Below are 20319 nucleotides of genomic sequence, written 5' to 3'. Positions count from 1 at the left end.
CCCGGCGACCTTAATTAGCAATCTTGAATTTGAACGCGCCTTCGGTGCGATGCGTATCGACCGATGCAGCGCCCCACTCAACCGAATAAGTACCCGGCTTCAAAGCTGGCGGTGTGACCGAAAGCGTCTTGGTGTTGCCGCCAATGTGTTCAGGCTTACTGGTCTCGATAGTTGCCCCGCTCTCATCCTTGAGGACGAGTTTACTAAGGCCGAGTTCCAGCGCTTCGGTATATTCGATGGAAACAGTGGCAGGCGTTTTATTAAGCACTGCGTCTTCGGCTGGCTCGGATTGTGCGAGATGCGCATGAGCATAAAGTTGCGTCATCGACCCCAATAAAAGGGCCGCTGTAAGAATTGCTTTTTTGAACATTTTTCTTTCCTGATTTTACCAGTCGGCATCCAGCCCAAGATGCGCAAGCGCCTGCCTGCGCAGTTCCGCCAGTCGCGGATCGCCGCGATGGCGCGGATAGCTGAGATCCACTTTAAGTTCGGCTTCGATGCTTGCCGGACGGTTGCCAAAGATGATGACCCGTTGTGCAAGGAAAATCGCTTCCTCGACATCATGCGTGACGAGCAATGTGGTAAAGCCGTTGCGCTGCCAGAGATCCAGAAGCTCTGCCTGCATTGCAAGCCGCGTCAGGGAATCGAGTTTCCCCAATGGCTCATCCAGAATGAGCAATTTCGGATCATTGATGAGCGCACGCGCCAAGGCTGCACGCTGCGCCATGCCGCCCGAAAGCTGGCGCGGATAGGCATTTGCAAAGGCCGACAATCCCACCAGCTCAATCGCTTCATCAATGCGATGCCCCTGAGTTTTCAGCACGCCCCGCGCCTGAAGCCCCAAAGCGACATTGTTCCGCACCGTGCGCCACGGATAAAGTGTGGGGTCTTGAAAGACCACCACGCGCGACGGATTAGGACCGAGTATTTCCTCGCCATCGGCCAGAATCCGCCCTTCGCTTGGCGGTTCCAGTCCGGCAGCGAGCCGCAAAAGCGTGCTCTTGCCGCAACCCGATGGACCCAAAATGGCGACAAACTCACCGGGTTTCACATTAAGCTCAATGTGGTTGAGAACCGGCAATGACTTGCCTTCAAGACCAAAGCGGTGGCTCACATTTTCAACCTGAATATGGAAGCCACGGCTTTCATCAGCGGAAGTGGCAGACGTTTGTTTGAGGGCCGCATTCACCATTTCACATCCCCCTTCTGCCAAGTCAGAACGCGATCACGCACCGTAAAGAGCAGCGTAATCAGCCCGGAAAACACAATCGCCATGATAATCAGCGCGCCATAAAGATTGTTATAGGCGGCCCAGCCTTGCGCCCATTGCAGATACCAGCCGAGACCGGACTTGACGCCCATCATTTCGGCGGCGACCAACACCGAGAAAGATGCACCCAACCCCATGAAAAGACCGACAAAAACATGTGGCAATGCTGCGGGGATTGCGACGCGTAGGATCAAGAACAACTGACTGGCGCCCAGCGTGCGTGCAACATCGTAATAGGCTTTATCGACACTCGCCACGCCCGACCATGTCAGAACCGTAAGCGGAAACCATGTCGCCAGTGCAATCAGAAAAACTGCGGCTGAAAAGCCCGATGGAAAGAAATAGAACGCCATCGGCAACAGTGCAGTCGATGGAATTGGCCCCAGAAACCGCAACACCGGATGAACCCAATAGCCGATTGCTTGTACCCAGCCGATGGAAATACCGGTCAGAAAACCAGCAATCGCACCAAGCACAAAACCCGAAGCCAGCAGTTTGAACGAGTTATACAGGCTATCGAGCAGACGCGGCCAATCATCGAGATAGACTTCGAGCAGAGACGAAGGTGGCTGGAAAAACGGCACAGGAAGCGCTGCAAACTTGGCCGTAAGCAATTCCCAAACACCAAAAAATACCGCAAGAGCCGTCAGCCATGGCGACCAGTAAACCAGCCTTTTGCCAAATACCGGATAGACCGCAACCAATGCTGCACCGACTGCCAGAAGGATCGTCCAACCGATGAACAAGCCATTGGTTTCACGAACATAAAGCGGTTCGGCAAAGCCAACCACCACATTGGGAAGGAAGACGGAAATCGCACTGACGATAGCCCAGGCGATCACCGCCACAAACGGCCATAGCGAGCGACGAAGCGCGGAGGGCAGAGCCTCCCGCGCGTCGTCCTTTGACGAGATATAGACTGTGTCAGGTGATGACATTGGCGACGATCTTTTCGGCAAATGCATCCGTATTGGTATTTGGTCGGATGACATTGATGATCTTGAGCTCATCCACAAACAGAGCGACATCCTTGCGTAAGGCATCACCCGTCGAATGATGGTCATGCGTGTGACTGCGCAGGATACGCGCCACGTCCGTTGCAGAGACATTGCCCGGAACGAAAGGTGCAAAGATTTCAGCGCTTTCATCAGGATGCGCTGCAGTCCAAGCCTGCGCTTCTACGATTGCACGCGAGAGGGCACTCGCAACTTCCGGCTCATCACGAACCAGACTGCCGCGCAGACCCAGCACACAACAGGCGGAGTTGACGTACTGTCCATCAAGATTGGTCGCGACTTCCTTGAGACCATCACGCTCGCGCTGGAGGAAGGCGTGCGGATCATCGCCAGCCACGGCCTGCACTTCGCCCTTCTTCAAGGCTTCCGCAAAGAGATCGGCCGGATATTGCAGCCACTCGATTTCGGTATCTGGGTTGATACCCTGCTTGGCCGCCTGAATAGCAAAGAAGTTGCGGATCGGGCTTGCCTGATCGCTGACGGCAACCTTCTTGCCTTTCAGATGGGCGATGGAATTGATGCCTGAATCGGGTGCAGCCAGAAGGCGCATACAGCCGCCATGCGTTCCGACCGTCAGTGATACGTCAAACCCCTGCTCCAGAGGCTTAAGCCAGCGCAGCGCCATGCCGATGCCGCCATCTGCCTTGCCGGTGGCAATTGCCTGAAGCAGCTGATCGGTTGGACCGGAGAAATTGACAGGCTCAACAGTCAGGCCATATTTCTCAAACAGTCCCTTTTTGAGTGCCACCGAAATTGGCGACTGACACACGGCCGTCTGCCCCCAGGCCAGCTTGATCACCCTTGGAGACGATGTAGTGCCTTGCGCAAAAGCCTTGCGCACAAAACCATTGGAACCACCAACGGCTGCAGCACCAAGACCAATCGCGGATGCCCCCAGAAAAGCACGCCGAGATAGATAAGATTTATTATTTTCGGAAGTCATGCAATCACCCCTACATATAAATAAAGATGATTGAATTTACTTATAGAAGTTTGACAATGGTAGAAATGGTTATTCAAATTATACTATGCAATTAAAATTTATTTCTTATTAATAATAACGAATATTTCATACTGATAATACAAATCAAATAAACCGGAGATGGTACTCCCCGGTCATTTGCTAACCATCTTCACCGCTGATCATTAAAGACCAAGAAGCCTGTAACCGCCGCCATGATAGAGAAGCGGCTCGCCTCCGCCGGTCACAATCTTCAGTGCCCGTCCGATAATGATAGCGTGGGTATGGCGCTCAATAACGTCCTCAACCGCGCAATCGACAGAAGCCAACGCGTCATGCAACGCCAGCGCACCGCTTTCGAGGGCGTACCAAGCAGCGCCCTCATATCGGGCAGCGCCCTTCACGCCATCTTTCCCTGCAAAACGGTCCGCAATAGCCTGCTGACCAGCAGACAGAATGTTTACGCAGAAATGGTTGTGGCGGCTGATCACCGGCCAGACCGACGAACCACGGTTGATATTCACGATGATTGTTGGAGGATCGACAGACAGTGCCGTCGCTGACGTCACCGTTGCGCCCGTGCGCCCTTCATCAAACCCTGCTGTAACAACGCTTACCCCACCCGCAAGCTGTCGCATAGCTGCCTTGAGCTCGCCTGGAGAAACCTCGATATCTACAGGCTCTTCAACATACTGCGGAATACTCTCGCGGAGATATGTTACCGTTGATCCCATGTCTGTTTATTACTCCAGATTTATCAATCTGCCACACGGTAGCAGCGCTCGACAGATTGGCCGAGAATGCGCTTTCTATATTCGACTGATTTTGTAGAAAATTAGAACCAGCAGCGACGCAATTACGCACCACTGCTCATTGTTCTTAGCGGTTAAGCTGATAAGCCGAGATTGTCTTTCAATGTTTCTCCGGCATAATCGCTGCGGAACACGCCTTTGTCCTGAAGGATCGGTACAACCTTCTCAACAAATTCGTCGAATCCTCCGGGCGTAAGATGGGGAGCAAAAACGAACCCATCGGCTGCATCAGCCTGCACATAGGTGTTGATTTCGTCCGCTATCGTCTGCGGCGTGCCGACAAACTGCTGACGCGCTGTAACCTTAATAATCAGGTCACGGATGCTGAGCTTGTCACGTTCAGCGAGCTCACGCCATGCACGCGCCGTATCAATGCGGTCATCATAGCGATTGGCGCGCCCGAGAGCCAATTGCTCGTGTGCAACATCCGGCTCCAATTCTGGAAGCGGTCCGTCCGGATCATAGTTTGAAAGATCGCGGTTCCATACCTGCTCAAGAAAGGTAATGGCAGATTTCGGGCTGACCTGCTGGCGACGGATTTCGCGCAGCTTTTCTTCCGCATCTTCCTGCGTATCGCCCAAAACGAAATTGGCACCCGGCAGGATTTTCAGCGAATCTGGACTGCGCCCATAATGAGCCAAACGCTGCTTCACATCGCGATAAAACTCCTGCCCCGCTTCCAGTGTGCCATGGCGGGAATAGATGACGTCGGCGTGGCTTGCGGCAAGCTCGCGCCCTTCCTGCGAGTCGCCAGCCTGCGCAATAACTGGCGCGCCTTGCGGTAGCGGTGCCAAATCTGAGTGACCAGCAATGTCGAAATGCTTGCCCTTGAAAGCAAAATCGCCTCCAGCCCAGATTTTTTGCGCGGCATCAATAAACTCGCGCGCACGCTCATAGCGTTCGTTGAAGGGCAGATGATCGCCTCGCCGGAAATTCGCGCCAGTAAATGCACCCGGCGACGTCACCACATTCCAGCCTGCGCGCCCGCCGGAAAGAGCGTCAAAGGTGGCAAGCTGCCGCGCAAGCGCGTAGGGTTCGTTGAATGTGGTTGTTAGCGTACCAATAAGGCCCACATTTTCGGTGATTGCAGAGAGTGCGGTGAGAATAGCCAGCGTATTGGGCCGACCGGCAACATCAAGCTCGTGAAGCTTTCCCTTTTGCTCGCGCACGCGCAAGCCTTCCGCAAGAAAGATGAAATCAAACTTGCCGCGCTCGACCGTTTCAGCAAAATGCCGGAATGAAGAAAACTCGATCTGGCTACCCGCTGCCGGATCACTCCATACGGTGAAATTGTTGACGCCCGGAAACTGCGCTCCGAGAATAACCTGCTTCAGCTTTGTCATTTTCCCGGTTCCTTCGCTCAGGCGGCTGTTGAATAACGATTGATTGCTTCCGGCAAACCAAACCGCGCCCGCAGCGTGGTGCCTTCGCCGTTGTGAACAAGCTTGTGATCCTGCAATGCGGGCAGCAGTTCTTTGAGAACGAAATCGCTTTGCGATTGCGGTTCAGACAAGAGCAACCTTATGCCCGAAGCACCCCATGCCTGGCTCTCCGTAACCACATCAATCGTTTCCTGAACACTTGGCGTGTCAGAAAGCGCGAGGTCGGCGACGACAAACGGCGCTGCGCGATCATGCACGGATGCGCCAGCAGCCCTGATAAGCGGCTCATCTGCTGGAACAAAAACCACATTCGCATTGCGGGCGACATTCAACTCATCAAGATTTGAAAGCGTTGCAGCTACAATCGGCTGTCCCTGTGGTGGACGCGGCGTGATCGAAGGGCCGAGAACCCGGAAATTGTCGCTCTCAAAATTGATGTAATGCAGTTTGGACGCATCGAGAAACCGCTGCGTTTTCTTATCGCGAATAACTGCGTCGTCTTCCCAGCTATCCCAAAGCCTGCGAATAACTTCGATTGCGTCTTGAGTGTCCGTTTTAAGCGCCTGTTGATCAAGCGATGGATAACCATTCAATGCACCCAGCGCTTTGCTGGCTTCCAGATCGCGCTGGTTTGTGAGCTGCTGCACAAGAAGTCCAGCACGCCCCTCGCTGACATAATCAAGCGTCGCAATGGCGGTCGAAACGTGAAACGGTTCCACAAAATTCACCGGCGCACCGGGGATGATACCAATATTGGTGAGACGTGGTGCAAGCCAGTTTGCCAGCAAGATGGCATCCAGCCCATCGCCGCCCTCGTGTGCGAACTCATCTTCCAGTGTCAGAAATGCAAATGAACCATCGAACGGTTTTGTCAGCTCCGTCCAGAACTGCCGCGATTGCTTGAGGCTGGCTCGAGGTGCGGCTGCGGCGCTGATACCCACGCCTAAGAGCAGGGCTTTAGACTGCGTCATGATTTTATTCCGATCGTAATTGAATGGATTGGATAACTAGCCAGCACGAGCAACGCTGAGTTCCGGCTTGCTTTTGCCCGAGGCAGGAAGAAGCCGCGCAAAGTCAGTGAGTATTTGCGCATAATCCTCGGCATGAAATTCGTAAGGCAGCTCCAACCGAAATTCGGAGACAAGCGGCAGAACAGGATCGGCCGCGAGTGTTTCCAGAATTTGCTCTGTCGTGCCCACAATATCGGGCAGAAACAAAGTGCGGCGCGGACCATGGGCGAAACCCGTTCGCTTGTCGCGTTCGGCGGCGAATTCCGCATAGCGACGGCGCGCATCCGGACTTGCGCTGTCCGTGGGCAGGATCACCCGGCCAAGTGCAACACGCGGCGCACGCTCATGCACCCATTCCTGACGGAACCGTTCTATGAGTGCTTTTTGGACTATCAGAAAATCATCCGTGTTCTCACCGCTGACAATGTTTCCCGTCAGAAGATTAAACCCAGCCTGCCCCGCCCAGCGTGCTGAATTCTGTGATCCACCGCCATACCAGAGGCGGTCGGTCAACCCTTTGGCAAAGGGTCTTAAACGCGGGATTTGCGCTCCAGCGGCATTGCCTGCTTCAGTCTGGCCCGAAAGTGGTTCTGACCGCAGTGCCTGTGCCAGTTTTTCTGCACGCGCATGACTGTAATCAGCGATGGGAGCAGCATCCACAAAATCAGCGATCAAATGCCCAAAGGGCGGCGCGCCGACCGAAACACCGACATTCAGCCTGCCATGGGACAGCAAATCCACGGTCGCCAGATCTTCAGCCAGCCGGAAAGGATTTTCATAGCCAAGCTGGATGACCGCAGTGCCAAGACCGATGCGCTTTGTTCGCTGCGAAGCGGCTGCGAGGAAGGTAGCGGCAGATGAAATGCCGCGTTCCAGATGACGCTGGCGCACCCATGCGCTGTCATATCCCAGTCGCTCTCCATGTTCGAAAAGCTGAAGCGTGTCCTCTAAACCCCGTACGGGATCATTCTCCCAATGACTGCCGGGAATGAGAAAGGCAAAATGTTCAATCTGTGAAAGAGGCATGGTTCGTTTCCCTTCTCACGCGGCAGTTTCGCGATAGCTTTGCAGCCGCGCTAGAATTTTTGCTTCTTGCACTGCTTTGCGCTCCTGCACCCGCTGGGTTGCCTCTTCAAATGAGGCAGATGCCGGATAGATTGGGGTGGAAATCGGCTGCCCCAACTTAACACCTATATGCTTTTCAAAAGGCAGCGAGCGGTATTGCTGCACATCAACCGACGTGTCGAAAAGTGGGCGATAACCGAGCGAAATATAAAGCGCGGTTGCTTCCGGCTGGCGAAAGCCGGTGGATAGATAGGCGCGCGTGTAGCCTAAATCACCAGCACTCTCTTCAAGCGCCAACACAATGCGGCGAGCCAACCCCTGCCTTCGCAAATGCGATGCCGTCCAGATACGTTTAAGTTCCACTGTCTCGTCGTCGTGGCTCATATAAGCGCCACCAGCGATGGTTTCGCCATTGCGCTGAAGCAGCAGAAAACCACCAAGCGGAGCCGAAAATGCCTCTGTCGGATAGCGTAGGATTTCCGTTCGCGCGCCACCAGGACGATCGAGATTGCCGTATCGACCGTCATATTCTTGCACCAGCCCATCAATGAGAGGCTGCGCTGCCGGGTCCAAAAGAGAGGACTGGATAATAGTATCAACCATAGAATGCCTCCGCTGAAACAAATCCTGTCCGACGTGTATTGAGTGGAAGCAAAAAGCCACCATCGAACAGTATCTTCCTTTAACGGTGCATCTTTGTTGGGCTGTTTGCACGGCATGAACGTTTAATGAGTGCGCAAATATTGGAAGATCGTTGCTCGATTAATATTCTACAAAAAACATAGATTACATCTTCATTGAATTTGTTAGTGAGGATGAAATGCCCTACGCGCTTAGTTTTCTCGATAAGAGCCCCATTCATGATGGAGAAGCAGCCAAAGAGGCGTTGGCCCGCACGATTAAGCTTGCGCAGAAAGCAGAAGCCGCAGGCTTTCACCGTTTTTGGGTGGCAGAGCATCACAACTCACCGGGGCTTGCCAGTTCGTCACCGGAGGTACTGATCGGGTTTTTGTTGGCTCATACCCATCATATCCGGATTGGTTCTGGCGGCGTAATGCTGCAGCATTACAGCGCGTATAAAGTCGCTGAGAACTTTAATCTGCTTGCATCACTTGCCCCAGGTCGTGTCGATTTGGGCGTCGGAAAAGCACCTGGAGGCCTGCCGCTTTCAACCCGCGCACTGCAAGGGGCTTATGACCCGGACCGAAAGCCATCCTTTAAACAGCAACTCGCGGAGCTTGATGGCTTTCTCGATCATGGTTCAGAGAAATCAGATGATGAAAATGGCATTGCCGCATATCCAGTGCCGCCGCAAAAACCTGAACGGTTCCTCTTGGGAGCGAGCGTCGAAAGTGCGGAGCTTGCTGCTCGCCTCGGATGGGATTTTGTCTACGCCGGGCACATTCAGGGCGATCCGGCAGCAATAAAAGAAGCGGTTGAAGCCTATCGGGCAATTGCGAACCGCCCTGCCATTTTAGCCGTCAGCGTTATTGTTGCTGAGAGCGATGCTGAGGCGGAAAAACTGGCAGGCGATATTCGTCGCTTCCGTGTTTCGGTCGAAGGCCTACAGCCGGTCAATGTCGGCAGCCACGAACAGGCGCTTGAATATGTGCGACAGGCCGGAGCCACACAATACAGCATCGAAGAACGCACGCCCCGTGTCGTCCGTGGCACAGCCTTGCATGTTCACACTGAACTTCAACGCCTGCATCATGAGTTGGACATCGCTGAATTCGTTATCGACTGCCCTGTTTCAGAAGGCAGGCATCGTCTCAAAACCATTGAGCTGCTCGCCAATAGTCGCCCGGCAATCGCAGCATAACCTCCCCCATTTTCCCGACACTGGATATTCAACGTGGTAACAAGACGAGCTTTTCTGGCTGGCGCCAGCGCCCTTACCCTGATCATTGCCGCTGGTGCTGAAATCACTTCAGCCAAAGCGAATGCTGAACCCGTCAGTGGTGGTTCTCTCACATGGGGTGTGGAGACAGAGCCAAGCACACTTAACCCCCATTTGAACGGTCAGGCCAAAGCCAAGCTCATCTTACGCAACAGCTATGAATCCCTTTTGGCCCGCACACCGGAGGGTGGTTATGTGCCGTGGCTCGCCAAGAGCTATGAAGTTTCTGAAGACGGCAAGACCTACACGTTTAAACTTCGCGACGGCGTGAAGTTTTCGGATGGTGAGAAATTCGATGCGGCGGCTGTTGCTCTCAACTTTAGCAAACTCAAAGAACCCACTTATTCGGGAAGCATCAGTGCAGGCCATGTCGCGCGTGTCAGCGAAGTCACGGCTGTTGATCCACTGACTGTCGTCATAAAACTTGACCGCGTTTACGCGCCCTTTCTGGATGGTGCTGCGGGCATAGAACTGATCTCGCCCAAAGCATTCGAGTCTACGCAGCTGAAGGCTGGTGGAACAGAAGTCGCAGGAACCGGCCCATTTGTTATCGACCGTTATATCAAGGGTCAGGAAATCCGCTTCGTTAAAAACCCGGATTATAATTGGGCGCCCGAAAATGCCGCTCATCAAGGCCCGGCCTATCTCGATGATGTGACCTATCGTTTCCTGCCTGAATCCTCAGTGCGTATCGGCGCACTCACTTCCGGGCAGATTGATGCCGCAGAAGGCATCTCGGGCAATGATGCCCAACTTTTCAAGGATAACCCGGAATTTAGCTACCAAACTTCAATCAATACCGGAACGCCTTATACACTCTATCTCAACATCACCCGCGAACCCACTTCCGACGTCAATGTGCGTAAAGCAGTGCTGGCTGCCGTCGATGTCGAACGCATTATTCAGTCAGTTTATCGCGGTGAACGCGAACGTGCTTGGGGCATTCTTACGCCCGCCGACACAGACTTTTACGACAAGTCGATTGAAGGCACTTACGGGTTTAATCCAGAACTTGCCAATAAGCTTCTCGATGAGGCCGATTGGACAGAACGCGATGCGGACGGCTTCCGCACGAAAGACGGCAAACGTCTGACAATTGAGGTTGTGCAGTCACAATCCACCGTGCGCGACCAGCGGGATATTCTGTTACAGGCGGTACAGGCACAGGCCCGACAGAATGCGGGTATCGATATTGCGCTGCAATATGTCGATACGGGCACCTATTCCAGCCGTCAGAAAGACGGCGAATACGGCATCATTCCAAACTCGACCACGACGCAGGAAAACGGCGTCACCATCTATTTCCATTATCTGCCACGCGATAAGGGCGGCTCAATCAACTATAGCCGGACAGAAGACCCCAAAGTCTCCCAATGGTTGGACCAAGGCGCTTCCACGCTCGATCCCAAAAAGCGCTTTGAGACTTACGGAGAGTTACAACGTTTTGCGCTGCTCGAACAGGCCTATGGCCTGCCGCTCTACGTGCCTGCCGATCAGATCGTCGCATCATCCCGCGTTCAAGGCATTGGTTTCCGCCCTTTCAAGCGGCTTCCGGAAAATGCCTACGACATCTGGCTTCAAGATTAATTTCATCCTTCTTACGAGAGACCGATACATGCTTAATCGCCGATATTTCCTGACACTTGGAACCGCATTTTTCGCAGCGGTCGCACTGCCAAAAATCGCATTCGCGGAGGACGCCAAACCCGTTGAAGGTGGCAAGCTGGTCTGGGGTGTTGAAACCCAGCCTGCAACGCTCAATCCGCAGCTTAATGGTCAGGACAAAACCAAGCTTCTGCTGCGCAATGCTTATGAATCGCTGCTCGCACGCACCGCTGACGGCGGTTATGTATCTTGGCTTGCGAAAGATCATAAGATTTCGGACGACGGTAAAACCTACACATTCACGCTACGCGATGATGTGAAGTTTACGGACGGCGAAAAATTCAATGCGGAAGCTGTCGTAGCCAACATTACGGCGCTCAAAGACCCGGCCTATTCCGGCAGCACAAGCACCGGGCCAGTGTCGCGCATTGCAGAAGCGAAAGCGCTTGACGAAAACACCGTCAGTTTCACGCTCAAAGGCATTTACGCGCCATTTCTCGATTATATTGCCAGCCTGGAAATTCTCTCACCTGCTGCATTCAAATCTGAAGAAATCAAATCCGGCGGACCTGAGGTTGCAGGAACCGGCCCTTTCATTTTGAAGCGCTATGCCAAAGGACAGGAACTCAACTTCGTAAAAAACCCGGATTACAACTGGGCACCGGCAAATGCCGGTCATCAGGGTCCAGCCTATCTTGATGAAGTGACCTATCGCTTCTTAGGCGAGTCCTCAGTCAGAACCGGCGCACTTACCTCTGGTCAGGTTGATGTCATTGAAGGTGTGTCCGGCAATGATGCGGCCTTGTTCAAAGACAATCCTGATTTCACCTATCAGACGGCTTTGAACACCGGCACGCCTTATTCGCTTTTCCTCAATGTCGAATGGGGGCCGACGCAGGAGCTTAATGTTCGCAAGGCGCTGGTTGCTGCGATTGATGTCGATGCCGTTCTCAAGTCTGTCTATCGCGGGGAACGCACTCGCGCATGGGGCATCACGTCGCCGATTGATCCGCAGTTCTACGACAAAAGCATCGAAGGAAAATACGGCGCCAATCCAGAGCTTGCCAACAAACTTCTGGATGAATCAGGCTGGACCGAGCGCAATGCGGAAGGCTTCCGCACCAAGGATGGCAAGCCACTGACTATTGAAGTTATTCAGGCACAGGCAACCGTGCGTGATCAGCGCGACGTTCTCTTGCAGGCTTTGCAGGCACAGGCGCGCCAGAGTGCGGGCATTGATCTCAAGATCGTTTACGTGGATGCCGGAACCTACACAGATCGCCGCAAGACCGGCGAATTTGGCTCGATTGCCAATTCCAATACACCAACAGACGCTATCGATATCGAGCTGCATTACCTGCCACTCGATAAGGGCGGTTATATCAATTACAGCCGCGCTTCAGCACCCGAATTGGCGCAATGGCTGAATGAAGCCGCCTCAACGCTCGATCAGACCAAACGGTTTGAGCTTTACAGCAAGCTGCAAAACTTCGCCATTTTGGATCAGGCCTATGCCTTGCCGCTGTACGAGCCTGAAGATCAGGTTGCGGCTGCAGGCTATGTCAAAGGCATAAGCTTCCGTCCATTCAAGCAACTTCCTGAAAGCGCTTACGACATCTGGCGCAGCGAATAAACACGCCGTCCTGCGGACTTCGGCACAGAGGAGCTACAGATCATGGATGCTGAAAATACCACGACCATCGGTCGCGCACCCGCAAGCTGGTTGCCCCGGCGTTTCGGAGTCCCGCGTAACAGCCTTACGGGACAAATCACTCTTCGCATAAGTTCAGGCCTGCTGGTTCTTTGGGCCGCGATCACGCTGAGCTTCATCAGCGTCCACCTCGCGCCGGGCGACATCGTCAGCATACTGATTGGCGAGCAGTTGCGTACGCCGGAAGTTGAAGCTGCCATTCGCGCAGAATGGGGGCTGGATGATCCCATTTTCATGCAATACCTGTCCTATCTCGGACGTATTCTGCATGGCGATTTTGGCCGCTCTTATTATCTGCAGACAGACGTTTCACAGCTACTGTTTTCGCAGATGTGGCCGACGCTAAAGCTCGCAGGGGCCGCGCTTTTTGTGGCAATCGTCTTTGCTGTGGGCAGCGCTGTTTTGACAGCCGGTAAAAAGCTGCCGCGCTCAATCGCGGCCGGCACAGAACTGGTGCTGATTTCAACGCCATCCTTCTGGCTTGGCATCGTTCTGCTCTTCGTCTTCTCCTTCACGCTCAAGCTGTTTCCGGTGTCTGGGGACAGAAATTTCGCAGCACTCGTTCTTCCAGCTCTATCGCTTGGTTTGTCTTTAGGCGCGGTGATTGGACAGGTTTTGCGCGAAGGTCTGGAACGCGCACTGGAAGAACCCTTTGCGCTTACAGTGCGCAGTTGGGGGACAAGTAATCTTGTGCTGCGTTTGAGACATGGTTTACGTCACGCATCGCTGCCCGCAGTGACACTGACGGGCTGGCTGATTGGAGGCCTTCTTTCAGGCGCTGTCATTACCGAAGCCGTCTTCGGACGTCCCGGTCTTGGGCGCATCACCGTTGATGCAGTGCTTTATCACGACCTGCCGGTGGTGCTGGCTGTCGCTATCTTCTCGGCGTTCATCTATGTGGTGATGAGCACCATCGTTGATGTGCTCTATCTGCTGATTGATCCACGCCTGAGAACCGAAGGCCGGAGATAGATCATGAGTGTCACCCCCGCACTTGAAACACACTCAACGGCAAAACCCGCTGGCACAAGCTTACGTAATCTGGCCCGATTGGTCCTTTCGCGCCCGGCACTAGCACTACCATCGCTCTTTCTAACGCTAATTGCCGTTGCAACGCTCTGGCCGGGTTTACTTACAACAGCCGATCCATTGTTAGCCGATCCGCTACAGGCACAATTGCCGCCTTCTGCAGAACATTGGTTTGGCACCGATCATTTGGGCCGCGACGTGTTTTCCCGCGTGGTTCACGGTGCGCGCTATTCCGTACTGATCGGCTTTAGTGCTGTGGCTATCGGTTCTATTGCTGGCTCCATTCTAGGGCTGCTGGCTGGACTATCGCGCGGCCTGATTGATGAAGCAATTTCCCGCTTTCTCGATGTGGTGTCTTCGTTTCCCGATCTGCTGCTGGCTCTTGTTTTCATCTCGTTCACCGGACCGGGCACCGTCAATCTGATCTTTGCGCTTGGGGTCGCCATCATTCCGCGTTTCGCCCGCGTCGTGCGCGCGCAGACCTTTGTTATTGCGCAAAGCGGTTATGTCGAGCAGGCGAAAACATTTGGGCTAAAGCGTCACATCCTCGTATTGCGGCACGTATTGCCCCACGCCATTGCGCAGGTACCAATCCTTGCAACCATCGGGCTTGGCACAGCAATCATCAGTGCAGCAGGCTTGAGCTTTCTTGGCATGGGACCGCAGCCGCCAGCACCAGAATGGGGCGCGATGCTCTCAGAAGCGCGCAATTATTTGCGTGTTGCATGGTGGATTGGCGTCTGGCCGGGCCTGGCCATCACACTCACCGTTATCTCCATCAGCATTCTCGGACGCCGTTGGCAGCTTGCCTTTGAAGGCCGGAGGCAGTCATGACAACGCCCCTTGTTGAAATCCGCAATCTATCCATCAGCTTTCAACGCGATGACCAGTTGGTCAAAGTCGTCGAAGGCATCAATTTGACCATTCATCCTGGTGAGACGGTGGCGCTTGTTGGAGAGTCCGGTTCGGGCAAGTCGGTGACGGCACGCGCACTGATCGGTCTTTCAGGCCCAAGCGCAATCGTCAAGGCTGACCTTTTCGAGATTGATGGTCTGAATGTCCTTGATTATCGCGACAAGCAATGGCGGGGTTTGCGCGGCAACAAGATCGGTTTTGTCCTGCAGGACGCGCTGGTCTCGCTTGATCCGCTGCGTCGTATCTCGCAACAGCTTTCCGATGCCTTCGGGACAACAAGCTTTTTCCGACGACCGGATGTCACGGATCGCAGCAAGGCATTGCTACGCTCGGTCGGCATTCCCGACCCTGATCGCAGATTGTTGCAATATCCACATCAGCTTTCGGGCGGCTTACGGCAACGCGCACTGATCGCAACTGCGGTTGCGCGTTCGCCGTCGCTGTTGATCGCGGACGAGCCAACCACAGCGCTTGATGCGACGGTTCAGAAACAGATCCTCGATCTTCTTGCGGAGCGTCGCCGCGCTGGCCATACACTTCTTCTGATCAGCCATGATCTTGCTGTCGTCTCGCGGCTGGCGGATCGCGTTCTGGTCATGCACAATGGCCGCATCGTTGAGGAAGGCCTAACAAGGCAGATACTCAATGCGCCGAAGGAAGCCTATACGCGACATTTGCTTGAAGCCGTACCGTCGGCAGAGTCGCGCGGCTATCGGCTATCGCCAGCACAGCCGCACCAACCTCAAGTCAGGGTGGCCCTGCCAGCAAAGCGCATTGATGAGAGCACCAATGTTCTGGAAGCCAAAGGGCTTTTCAAACATTATGGCAAGGCCAACACGCCTTTAGCCGTCAATGATGTCTCATTCTCGCTGAAAGCTGGCGAAGCGCTCGGTATTGTCGGAGAATCCGGTTCCGGCAAAACCACTGTCGCAAAGATTGTTCTCGGCCTTACAGAACCCGATCAGGGTACAGTGCATATTGATGGCAAGCGCTGGAGCAATCTGCGCGAAGAGCAACGCCGTTCGCAACGTGCGCATATGCAGCTCATTGCGCAGGATGCGCTCAGTTCGTTCGATCCGCGTTACACGGTTGAAAAGATCGTCGGTGAAAGCCTCGATTCAGTTCATGTCTATGGTGATGAACGCCGCAAGCGCGTGGTGGAAGTGCTGGATGCTGTGCGTCTGGGCGCGCAGTTTCTCAAGCGCTATCCCCGTGAATTGTCGGGCGGTCAGCGCCAGCGTGTCGCCATCGCGCGTGCCTTTGCACCGCGCCCGAAACTGCTGGTCGCCGACGAGCCTGTAAGCGCGCTTGATGTATCGGTGCAGGCTCAGGTGCTCGACCTTCTGGCTGAGCTGCAAGCAGCTTCAGGCACATCGCTTCTGTTCATTTCCCACGACCTTGGCGTCGTCCATCATCTGACAGACCGCGTTCTGGTGATGAAGGACGGTCGCATCGTTGAAAGTGGCGCTGTTGAACGCGTCTTTTCCCAACCACAGCACAATTACACACGCGCCCTGCTGGATGCCGTTCCAACGATAAGCGCCGCTTAATTTACAAGGACATTACCATGACAAGAACACGTACCCGTCGCTTGAAAACCCTGTTCGGTGCCAGCAACGTTGTTTCCGCGGACAATGACCAGGACAAGACCTTTGGGTTCAAACGCGCAATAGAGCTGGCAAAGAAGGCTGAAGCTGAGAAAATCACCGGTCTTTTTACAGCCGACCTTCTACAACTTGATCCGGCCGGTCTTGCAGGCACCACCGGCACGCAAGACCCGGTTATCGCGCTTGCGGCGCTGGCACATGCCACATCGCATATCGGGCTTATTGCGACCGTCTCAACGACATTTCTGCATCCTTACAATCTCGCACGCCAGATCGGAACACTGGATCATTTGAGCGGTGGCAGAACGGGCTGGAATGCTGTGACCTCTTCGGTCGGCGAAGAGAATTTCGGTGGTGATCTGCCAAGTCCGGAAGAGCGTTATGAACGGGCTGCGGAATTCATCGAGATCGTCAACGCGCTCTATGATGCAAATGAACGTGATGCGATCACCCGCAAAGCGTCGGGTAATATCTCTGTCCACCCGGAAAAATTTCACCCCATCAACTATCGTGGCAAGCATTTCAGCGTAGAAGGGCCACTGAATGTGCCACCTCTGCCGCAGGGCCGCCCGGTTCAGTTTCAGGCCGGCCAATCCGACGCCGGTGTCACGATTGGCGCGCGCTATGCTGAAGTCGTCTATACGTCACAGCCGAAGCTCGAAGATGCTGTGGCCTTTGCCACCGAGCTGCGCCGCCGCGCAGCACAGTTTGGTCGTGGCAACAATCTGCCATTCATCATGAACTCGCTTCATTCGCTGATTGGCTCATCGGAAGCCGATGTTGCTCGCCGTCTGAAAGACAAGCATGAGGCAATCGATTATGATCAGGGACGTGTCAAACTTGCTGATATGCTCGGCGGACATGTTGATCTGAGCGATTTACCGCTGGACAAGCCGTTACCGGAAAACCTGTTGCCGGAAATCACCAGCATTAACCGTCGCCGGGGCCGTGTCGAAGTTTTCCGTCGCTATGCGCGCGAAGGTCTGACCTTGCGTCAGTTGATTATTGAGGCACAGGAAACCGGTCACTGGTCGATTGCAGGCACGCCGGAGCAACTCGTCGATGCGATTGAAGAACGCTTCAACACAGGTGCGGTTGATGTTCTCACGCTGCATGGCATTGGTAATCCCGATCAGGAAGATTTGCTTCTAAATGGTCTGATCCCGGAGCTTCGACGCCGGTCGTTGATTGATACGGATTATATCGGTTCTGACTTCCGCGCCAATCTGGAACTGCCAGCCTTATCCGTTGCAACACCATCTCAGGCCCGGAGCGCCTGAAATGGCAAAGCGTGAGGGTTTTCTGCGTTTTGGCTTGTTCGTCTATCCGGTCGGCCACCATATTGCGGCATGGCGGCACCTGGATGCTGTTGCAAATGCTGGCATCAATTTCGACTATTACCGCAACGTTGCCTCGCTGGCAGAAGCAGCCAAATTCGATTTGCTGTTTCTTGCCGATGGTGCAGGAACCCGCGGCGACAATCTCGAAATTCTGAGCCGCACAGCGCACAGCTATGTAGCACAGTTTGAGCCGCTCACGCTTTTGTCCGCGCTCTCGGCTGTCACCAGCCATATCGGTCTTGTTGCAACGGCCTCATCAAGCTTCAATGAGCCCTTTCACATCGCGCGAAAATTTGCCTCACTCGACCATTTAAGCGGTGGTCGCGCAGGCTATAACCTTGTGACTTCGGCCAGCGACTTTGAGGCACGCAATTTCAGTCTCGACCGTCATTATGAACATGCCGACCGTTATGAACGGGCGGAAGAATTTGCCGATGTCGTCAGGGGTCTATGGAACAGCTGGGAAGATGATGCCTTTCTTTATGACAAGGAGCAGGCACGGTTTTTCGACCCTAACAAGCGGCATGTGCTTGATCACAAGGGTAAGCACTTCTCGGTTCAGGGACCGTTGAATGTACCGCGTTCGCCGCAAGGGCATCCCGTGACGGTGCAGGCCGGTTCATCGGCGGCTGGAAAGGACTTGGCAGCAAAAAGTGCAGATGTTGTTTTCACGGCACAGCAGACTGTTGAGGAAGCCGCCGCTTTCTACAAAGATGTCAAACTGCGTGCAGCGAAATATGGCCGTGATGCCGACGATATCAAAATCATGCCGGGCATTTTTCCGGTTGTTGGTCGCACAAGGCAAGAGGCTCAGGATAAGTTCGATCAGCTCCAAAACCTCATTCACCCGTCTGTGGGGCTCAATATTCTTTCTTCGGGCTGGTCTGGTCCCGACCTTTCGCAGTTCGATCTCGACGGTCCCGTGCCTGAGTTGCCGGAAACTCAAGGCAGCAAAAGCAGACAAGAGCTTCTGTTTGAATTGGCGCGGCGCGAAAATCTGACCATTCGCGAACTTTATCTACGGGTTGCGGGCGCGCGTGGTCATCTGCAAATCGTGGGCACGGCGACGGACGTGGCTGACGCGCTCGAAGAGCGTTTTGAAACCTATGGCGCGGATGGCTTCAATGTGATGCCGCCTATCTTCCCGGCGGGACTGGAAGACTTTGCCGAGCTGGTTCTGCCGGAGCTTCGTCGCCGCGGGCTTGCCCGCAGCGATTATGATGGTCCGACATTGCGGGACAATCTCGGTTTGAAAATACCGATCCATCCAGCTGCATCGGTTCAGAGTTCAGACACCTTAGCTGCCATCAAAAAAGCGGTTTGAAGGGCGTGGGAGGCCTAGGTGTTCACGCAGCGTGCTGCCCTCGTAATCAGTGCGGAAGATACCACGGTGCTGTAGCTCAGGCACCAGTCTTTCCGCCACATCATCAAGGCCTTCCGGCAGAAAGGGGAATACAACTGTGAAGCCATCACTGGCATCTTCTTCCAGCCACTTCTGCATTTCATCGGCAACGCTTTCGACGGTTCCGACGAAAGCAAGACCTGAATAGCCGCCGTAACGCTGGGCGAGTTGACGGACAGTCAGCTTTTCCTCTTCGGCCAATTTAAGAACCTGCGCCCTGCCCGACTTGCTTGCATTGGTTTCGGGAATTTGAGGCAGATAGTCGTCTGGATCAAAGCCTGATACATCATGGCCCAGAGCAATCGACAACGATGCGATACCGCTATCATAATGAACAAGACTATCGAGCTTCGCACGCTTCTGCTTGGCTTCCTCAAGGCTATCGCCAAGGACGATGAAGGCTGCAGGCAATATCTTCAACGACGATGGCGCGCGACCGGCGGCGGACAACCGCGACTTCAAATCCGCATAAAGCTTCTTGGCTTCAATGATGTCACGCGGCGCACAAAACACCACTTCCGCCGTTTCTGCCGCCAGCTGGCGGCCCGGTTCTGATTGACCAGCCTGAACAATCACCGGCCATCCTTGTACGGGACGCGCTATATTGAGTGGTCCACGCACATTAAAATCATCGCCATGATGATCCAGAACATGCATCTTGGATGGATCAAAGAAGATGCCGCTTTCCTGATCCCGGATGAATGCATCATCCGCAAAGCTGTCCCAAAGTCCCGTTACAACATCATAGAACTCGCGCGCACGTTTGTAGCGTTCGGCATGTTCGACATGCTCTTCCTTGCCGAAGTTGAGCGCTGAATCGGGATTGGACGTCGTGACGATGTTCCACGCTGCGCGCCCCTGACTGATATGGTCAAGCGAGGCAAAACGTCTGGCAACATGATAGGGCTCGTCGAATGTGGTGGACGCCGTTGCGGCCAGTCCGATCTTGTCAGTCACCGCAGCCAGAGCCGACAGCAGCGTGAATGGTTCAAACGATGTAACCGTATGACTGCGCTTCAGCGCCTCGACCGGCATGTTGAGGACAGCAAGATGATCCGCCATGAAGAATGCATCGAATTTCGCCGCTTCAAGTTTCTGGGCGAAAGCCTTCAGATGATTGAAATTGAAATTTGCGTCGGCATAGGCACCGGGATATCGCCAAGCGCCAGTATGCAGGCTTACAGGGCGCATAAACGCCGTAAGATGAAGAGACTTGTTCAATTGATCGTTCCTGAGGCTATTGCGAAATGAGGTGGGCGCTTCTCGATGAGCGTTTGTCAGAACGGTGATTTTA

At 54.2% G+C, this 20319-nt stretch carries 18 protein-coding genes; 8 read left to right on the top strand and 10 right to left on the bottom strand.

The features are described 5' to 3' along the window. Positions 1-10: 10 nt before the first annotated feature. The 9 genes from QBD00_RS19445 to QBD00_RS19405 all read right to left on the bottom strand — a co-directional run bounded on the left by QBD00_RS19445 (position 11) and on the right by QBD00_RS19405 (position 8119). Positions 11-370: a copper resistance protein CopC gene (locus QBD00_RS19445; RefSeq protein WP_318580303.1), complete on the bottom strand. Its 360-nt coding sequence runs from the start codon at positions 368-370 to the stop codon at positions 11-13. A gap of 15 nt (positions 371-385) precedes the next feature. Beyond that, positions 386-1192, bottom strand: a complete 807-nt coding sequence (locus QBD00_RS19440; protein ID WP_318580302.1) for an ABC transporter ATP-binding protein — start codon at positions 1190-1192, stop codon at positions 386-388. Next, complete coding sequence (locus QBD00_RS19435) at positions 1186-2208, bottom strand: ABC transporter permease (protein WP_151091521.1); 1023 nt, start codon at positions 2206-2208, stop codon at positions 1186-1188. The genes QBD00_RS19440 and QBD00_RS19435 overlap by 7 nt, the downstream gene beginning before the upstream one ends. Next, on the bottom strand, positions 2195-3229 hold the full coding sequence (locus QBD00_RS19430; protein WP_318580301.1) for an ABC transporter substrate-binding protein: 1035 nt from the start codon (positions 3227-3229) through the stop codon (positions 2195-2197). The genes QBD00_RS19435 and QBD00_RS19430 overlap by 14 nt, the downstream gene beginning before the upstream one ends. Positions 3230-3432: 203 nt before the next feature. Further along, positions 3433-3981 carry a flavin reductase family protein gene (locus QBD00_RS19425; protein ID WP_151091523.1) on the bottom strand — a complete coding sequence of 183 codons (549 nt, stop codon included), beginning with the start codon at positions 3979-3981 and terminating at the stop codon, positions 3433-3435. A gap of 152 nt (positions 3982-4133) precedes the next feature. Next, positions 4134-5402, bottom strand: a complete 1269-nt coding sequence (locus tag QBD00_RS19420) for an LLM class flavin-dependent oxidoreductase (RefSeq protein ID WP_318580300.1) — start codon at positions 5400-5402, stop codon at positions 4134-4136. Positions 5403-5419: 17 nt separating this feature from the next. Further along, positions 5420-6412, bottom strand: coding sequence for an LLM class flavin-dependent oxidoreductase (locus QBD00_RS19415; RefSeq protein ID WP_318580299.1), 993 nt, complete (start codon positions 6410-6412; stop codon positions 5420-5422). A gap of 36 nt (positions 6413-6448) precedes the next feature. Continuing rightward, positions 6449-7477, bottom strand: coding sequence for an LLM class flavin-dependent oxidoreductase (locus QBD00_RS19410; protein ID WP_318580298.1), 1029 nt, complete (start codon positions 7475-7477; stop codon positions 6449-6451). A gap of 15 nt (positions 7478-7492) precedes the next feature. After that, positions 7493-8119, bottom strand: coding sequence for a GNAT family N-acetyltransferase (locus QBD00_RS19405; RefSeq protein WP_318580297.1), 627 nt, complete (start codon positions 8117-8119; stop codon positions 7493-7495). Positions 8120-8336: 217 nt separating this feature from the next. Here QBD00_RS19405 and QBD00_RS19400 point away from each other — a divergent pair, with 217 nt between their 5' ends. The 8 genes from QBD00_RS19400 to QBD00_RS19365 are packed head-to-tail and all read left to right on the top strand — an operon-like array spanning position 8337 to position 18947. Then, the gene (locus QBD00_RS19400; RefSeq protein WP_318580296.1) at positions 8337-9338 is read left to right on the top strand and encodes an LLM class flavin-dependent oxidoreductase; all 1002 of its coding nucleotides are present in this window, start codon (positions 8337-8339) and stop codon (positions 9336-9338) included. Positions 9339-9371: 33 nt separating this feature from the next. Beyond that, on the top strand, positions 9372-11003 hold the full coding sequence (locus QBD00_RS19395) for an ABC transporter substrate-binding protein (RefSeq protein WP_318580295.1): 1632 nt from the start codon (positions 9372-9374) through the stop codon (positions 11001-11003). 28 nt (positions 11004-11031) lie between these two features. Next, on the top strand, positions 11032-12654 hold the full coding sequence (locus QBD00_RS19390) for an ABC transporter substrate-binding protein (protein WP_318580294.1): 1623 nt from the start codon (positions 11032-11034) through the stop codon (positions 12652-12654). A 42-nt stretch (positions 12655-12696) separates the two neighbouring features. Then, on the top strand, positions 12697-13704 hold the full coding sequence (locus QBD00_RS19385) for an ABC transporter permease (RefSeq protein WP_007878999.1): 1008 nt from the start codon (positions 12697-12699) through the stop codon (positions 13702-13704). 3 nt (positions 13705-13707) lie between these two features. Further along, positions 13708-14595, top strand: a complete 888-nt coding sequence (locus QBD00_RS19380) for an ABC transporter permease (protein ID WP_191792778.1) — start codon at positions 13708-13710, stop codon at positions 14593-14595. Next, positions 14592-16226, top strand: coding sequence for an ABC transporter ATP-binding protein (locus QBD00_RS19375; RefSeq protein WP_318580293.1), 1635 nt, complete (start codon positions 14592-14594; stop codon positions 16224-16226). The genes QBD00_RS19380 and QBD00_RS19375 overlap by 4 nt, the downstream gene beginning before the upstream one ends. A gap of 17 nt (positions 16227-16243) precedes the next feature. Beyond that, the gene (locus tag QBD00_RS19370) at positions 16244-17563 is read left to right on the top strand and encodes an NtaA/DmoA family FMN-dependent monooxygenase (RefSeq protein WP_318580292.1); all 1320 of its coding nucleotides are present in this window, start codon (positions 16244-16246) and stop codon (positions 17561-17563) included. Position 17564: 1 nt separating this feature from the next. After that, the gene (locus tag QBD00_RS19365) at positions 17565-18947 is read left to right on the top strand and encodes an LLM class flavin-dependent oxidoreductase (RefSeq protein ID WP_318580291.1); all 1383 of its coding nucleotides are present in this window, start codon (positions 17565-17567) and stop codon (positions 18945-18947) included. Here QBD00_RS19365 and QBD00_RS19360 read toward each other — a convergent pair. Beyond that, positions 18921-20216, bottom strand: a complete 1296-nt coding sequence (locus QBD00_RS19360; protein WP_318580313.1) for an LLM class flavin-dependent oxidoreductase — start codon at positions 20214-20216, stop codon at positions 18921-18923. The genes QBD00_RS19365 and QBD00_RS19360 overlap by 27 nt on opposite strands. Positions 20217-20319 lie beyond the last annotated feature (103 nt).

Source organism: Ochrobactrum sp. AN78, assembly GCF_029909885.1.
Taxonomy (GTDB): Bacteria; Pseudomonadota; Alphaproteobacteria; order Rhizobiales; family Rhizobiaceae; genus Brucella; species Brucella quorumnocens.
Note: the sequence above shows the minus strand (reverse complement) of the source record. Positions and strands in the feature narration are given on the sequence as shown.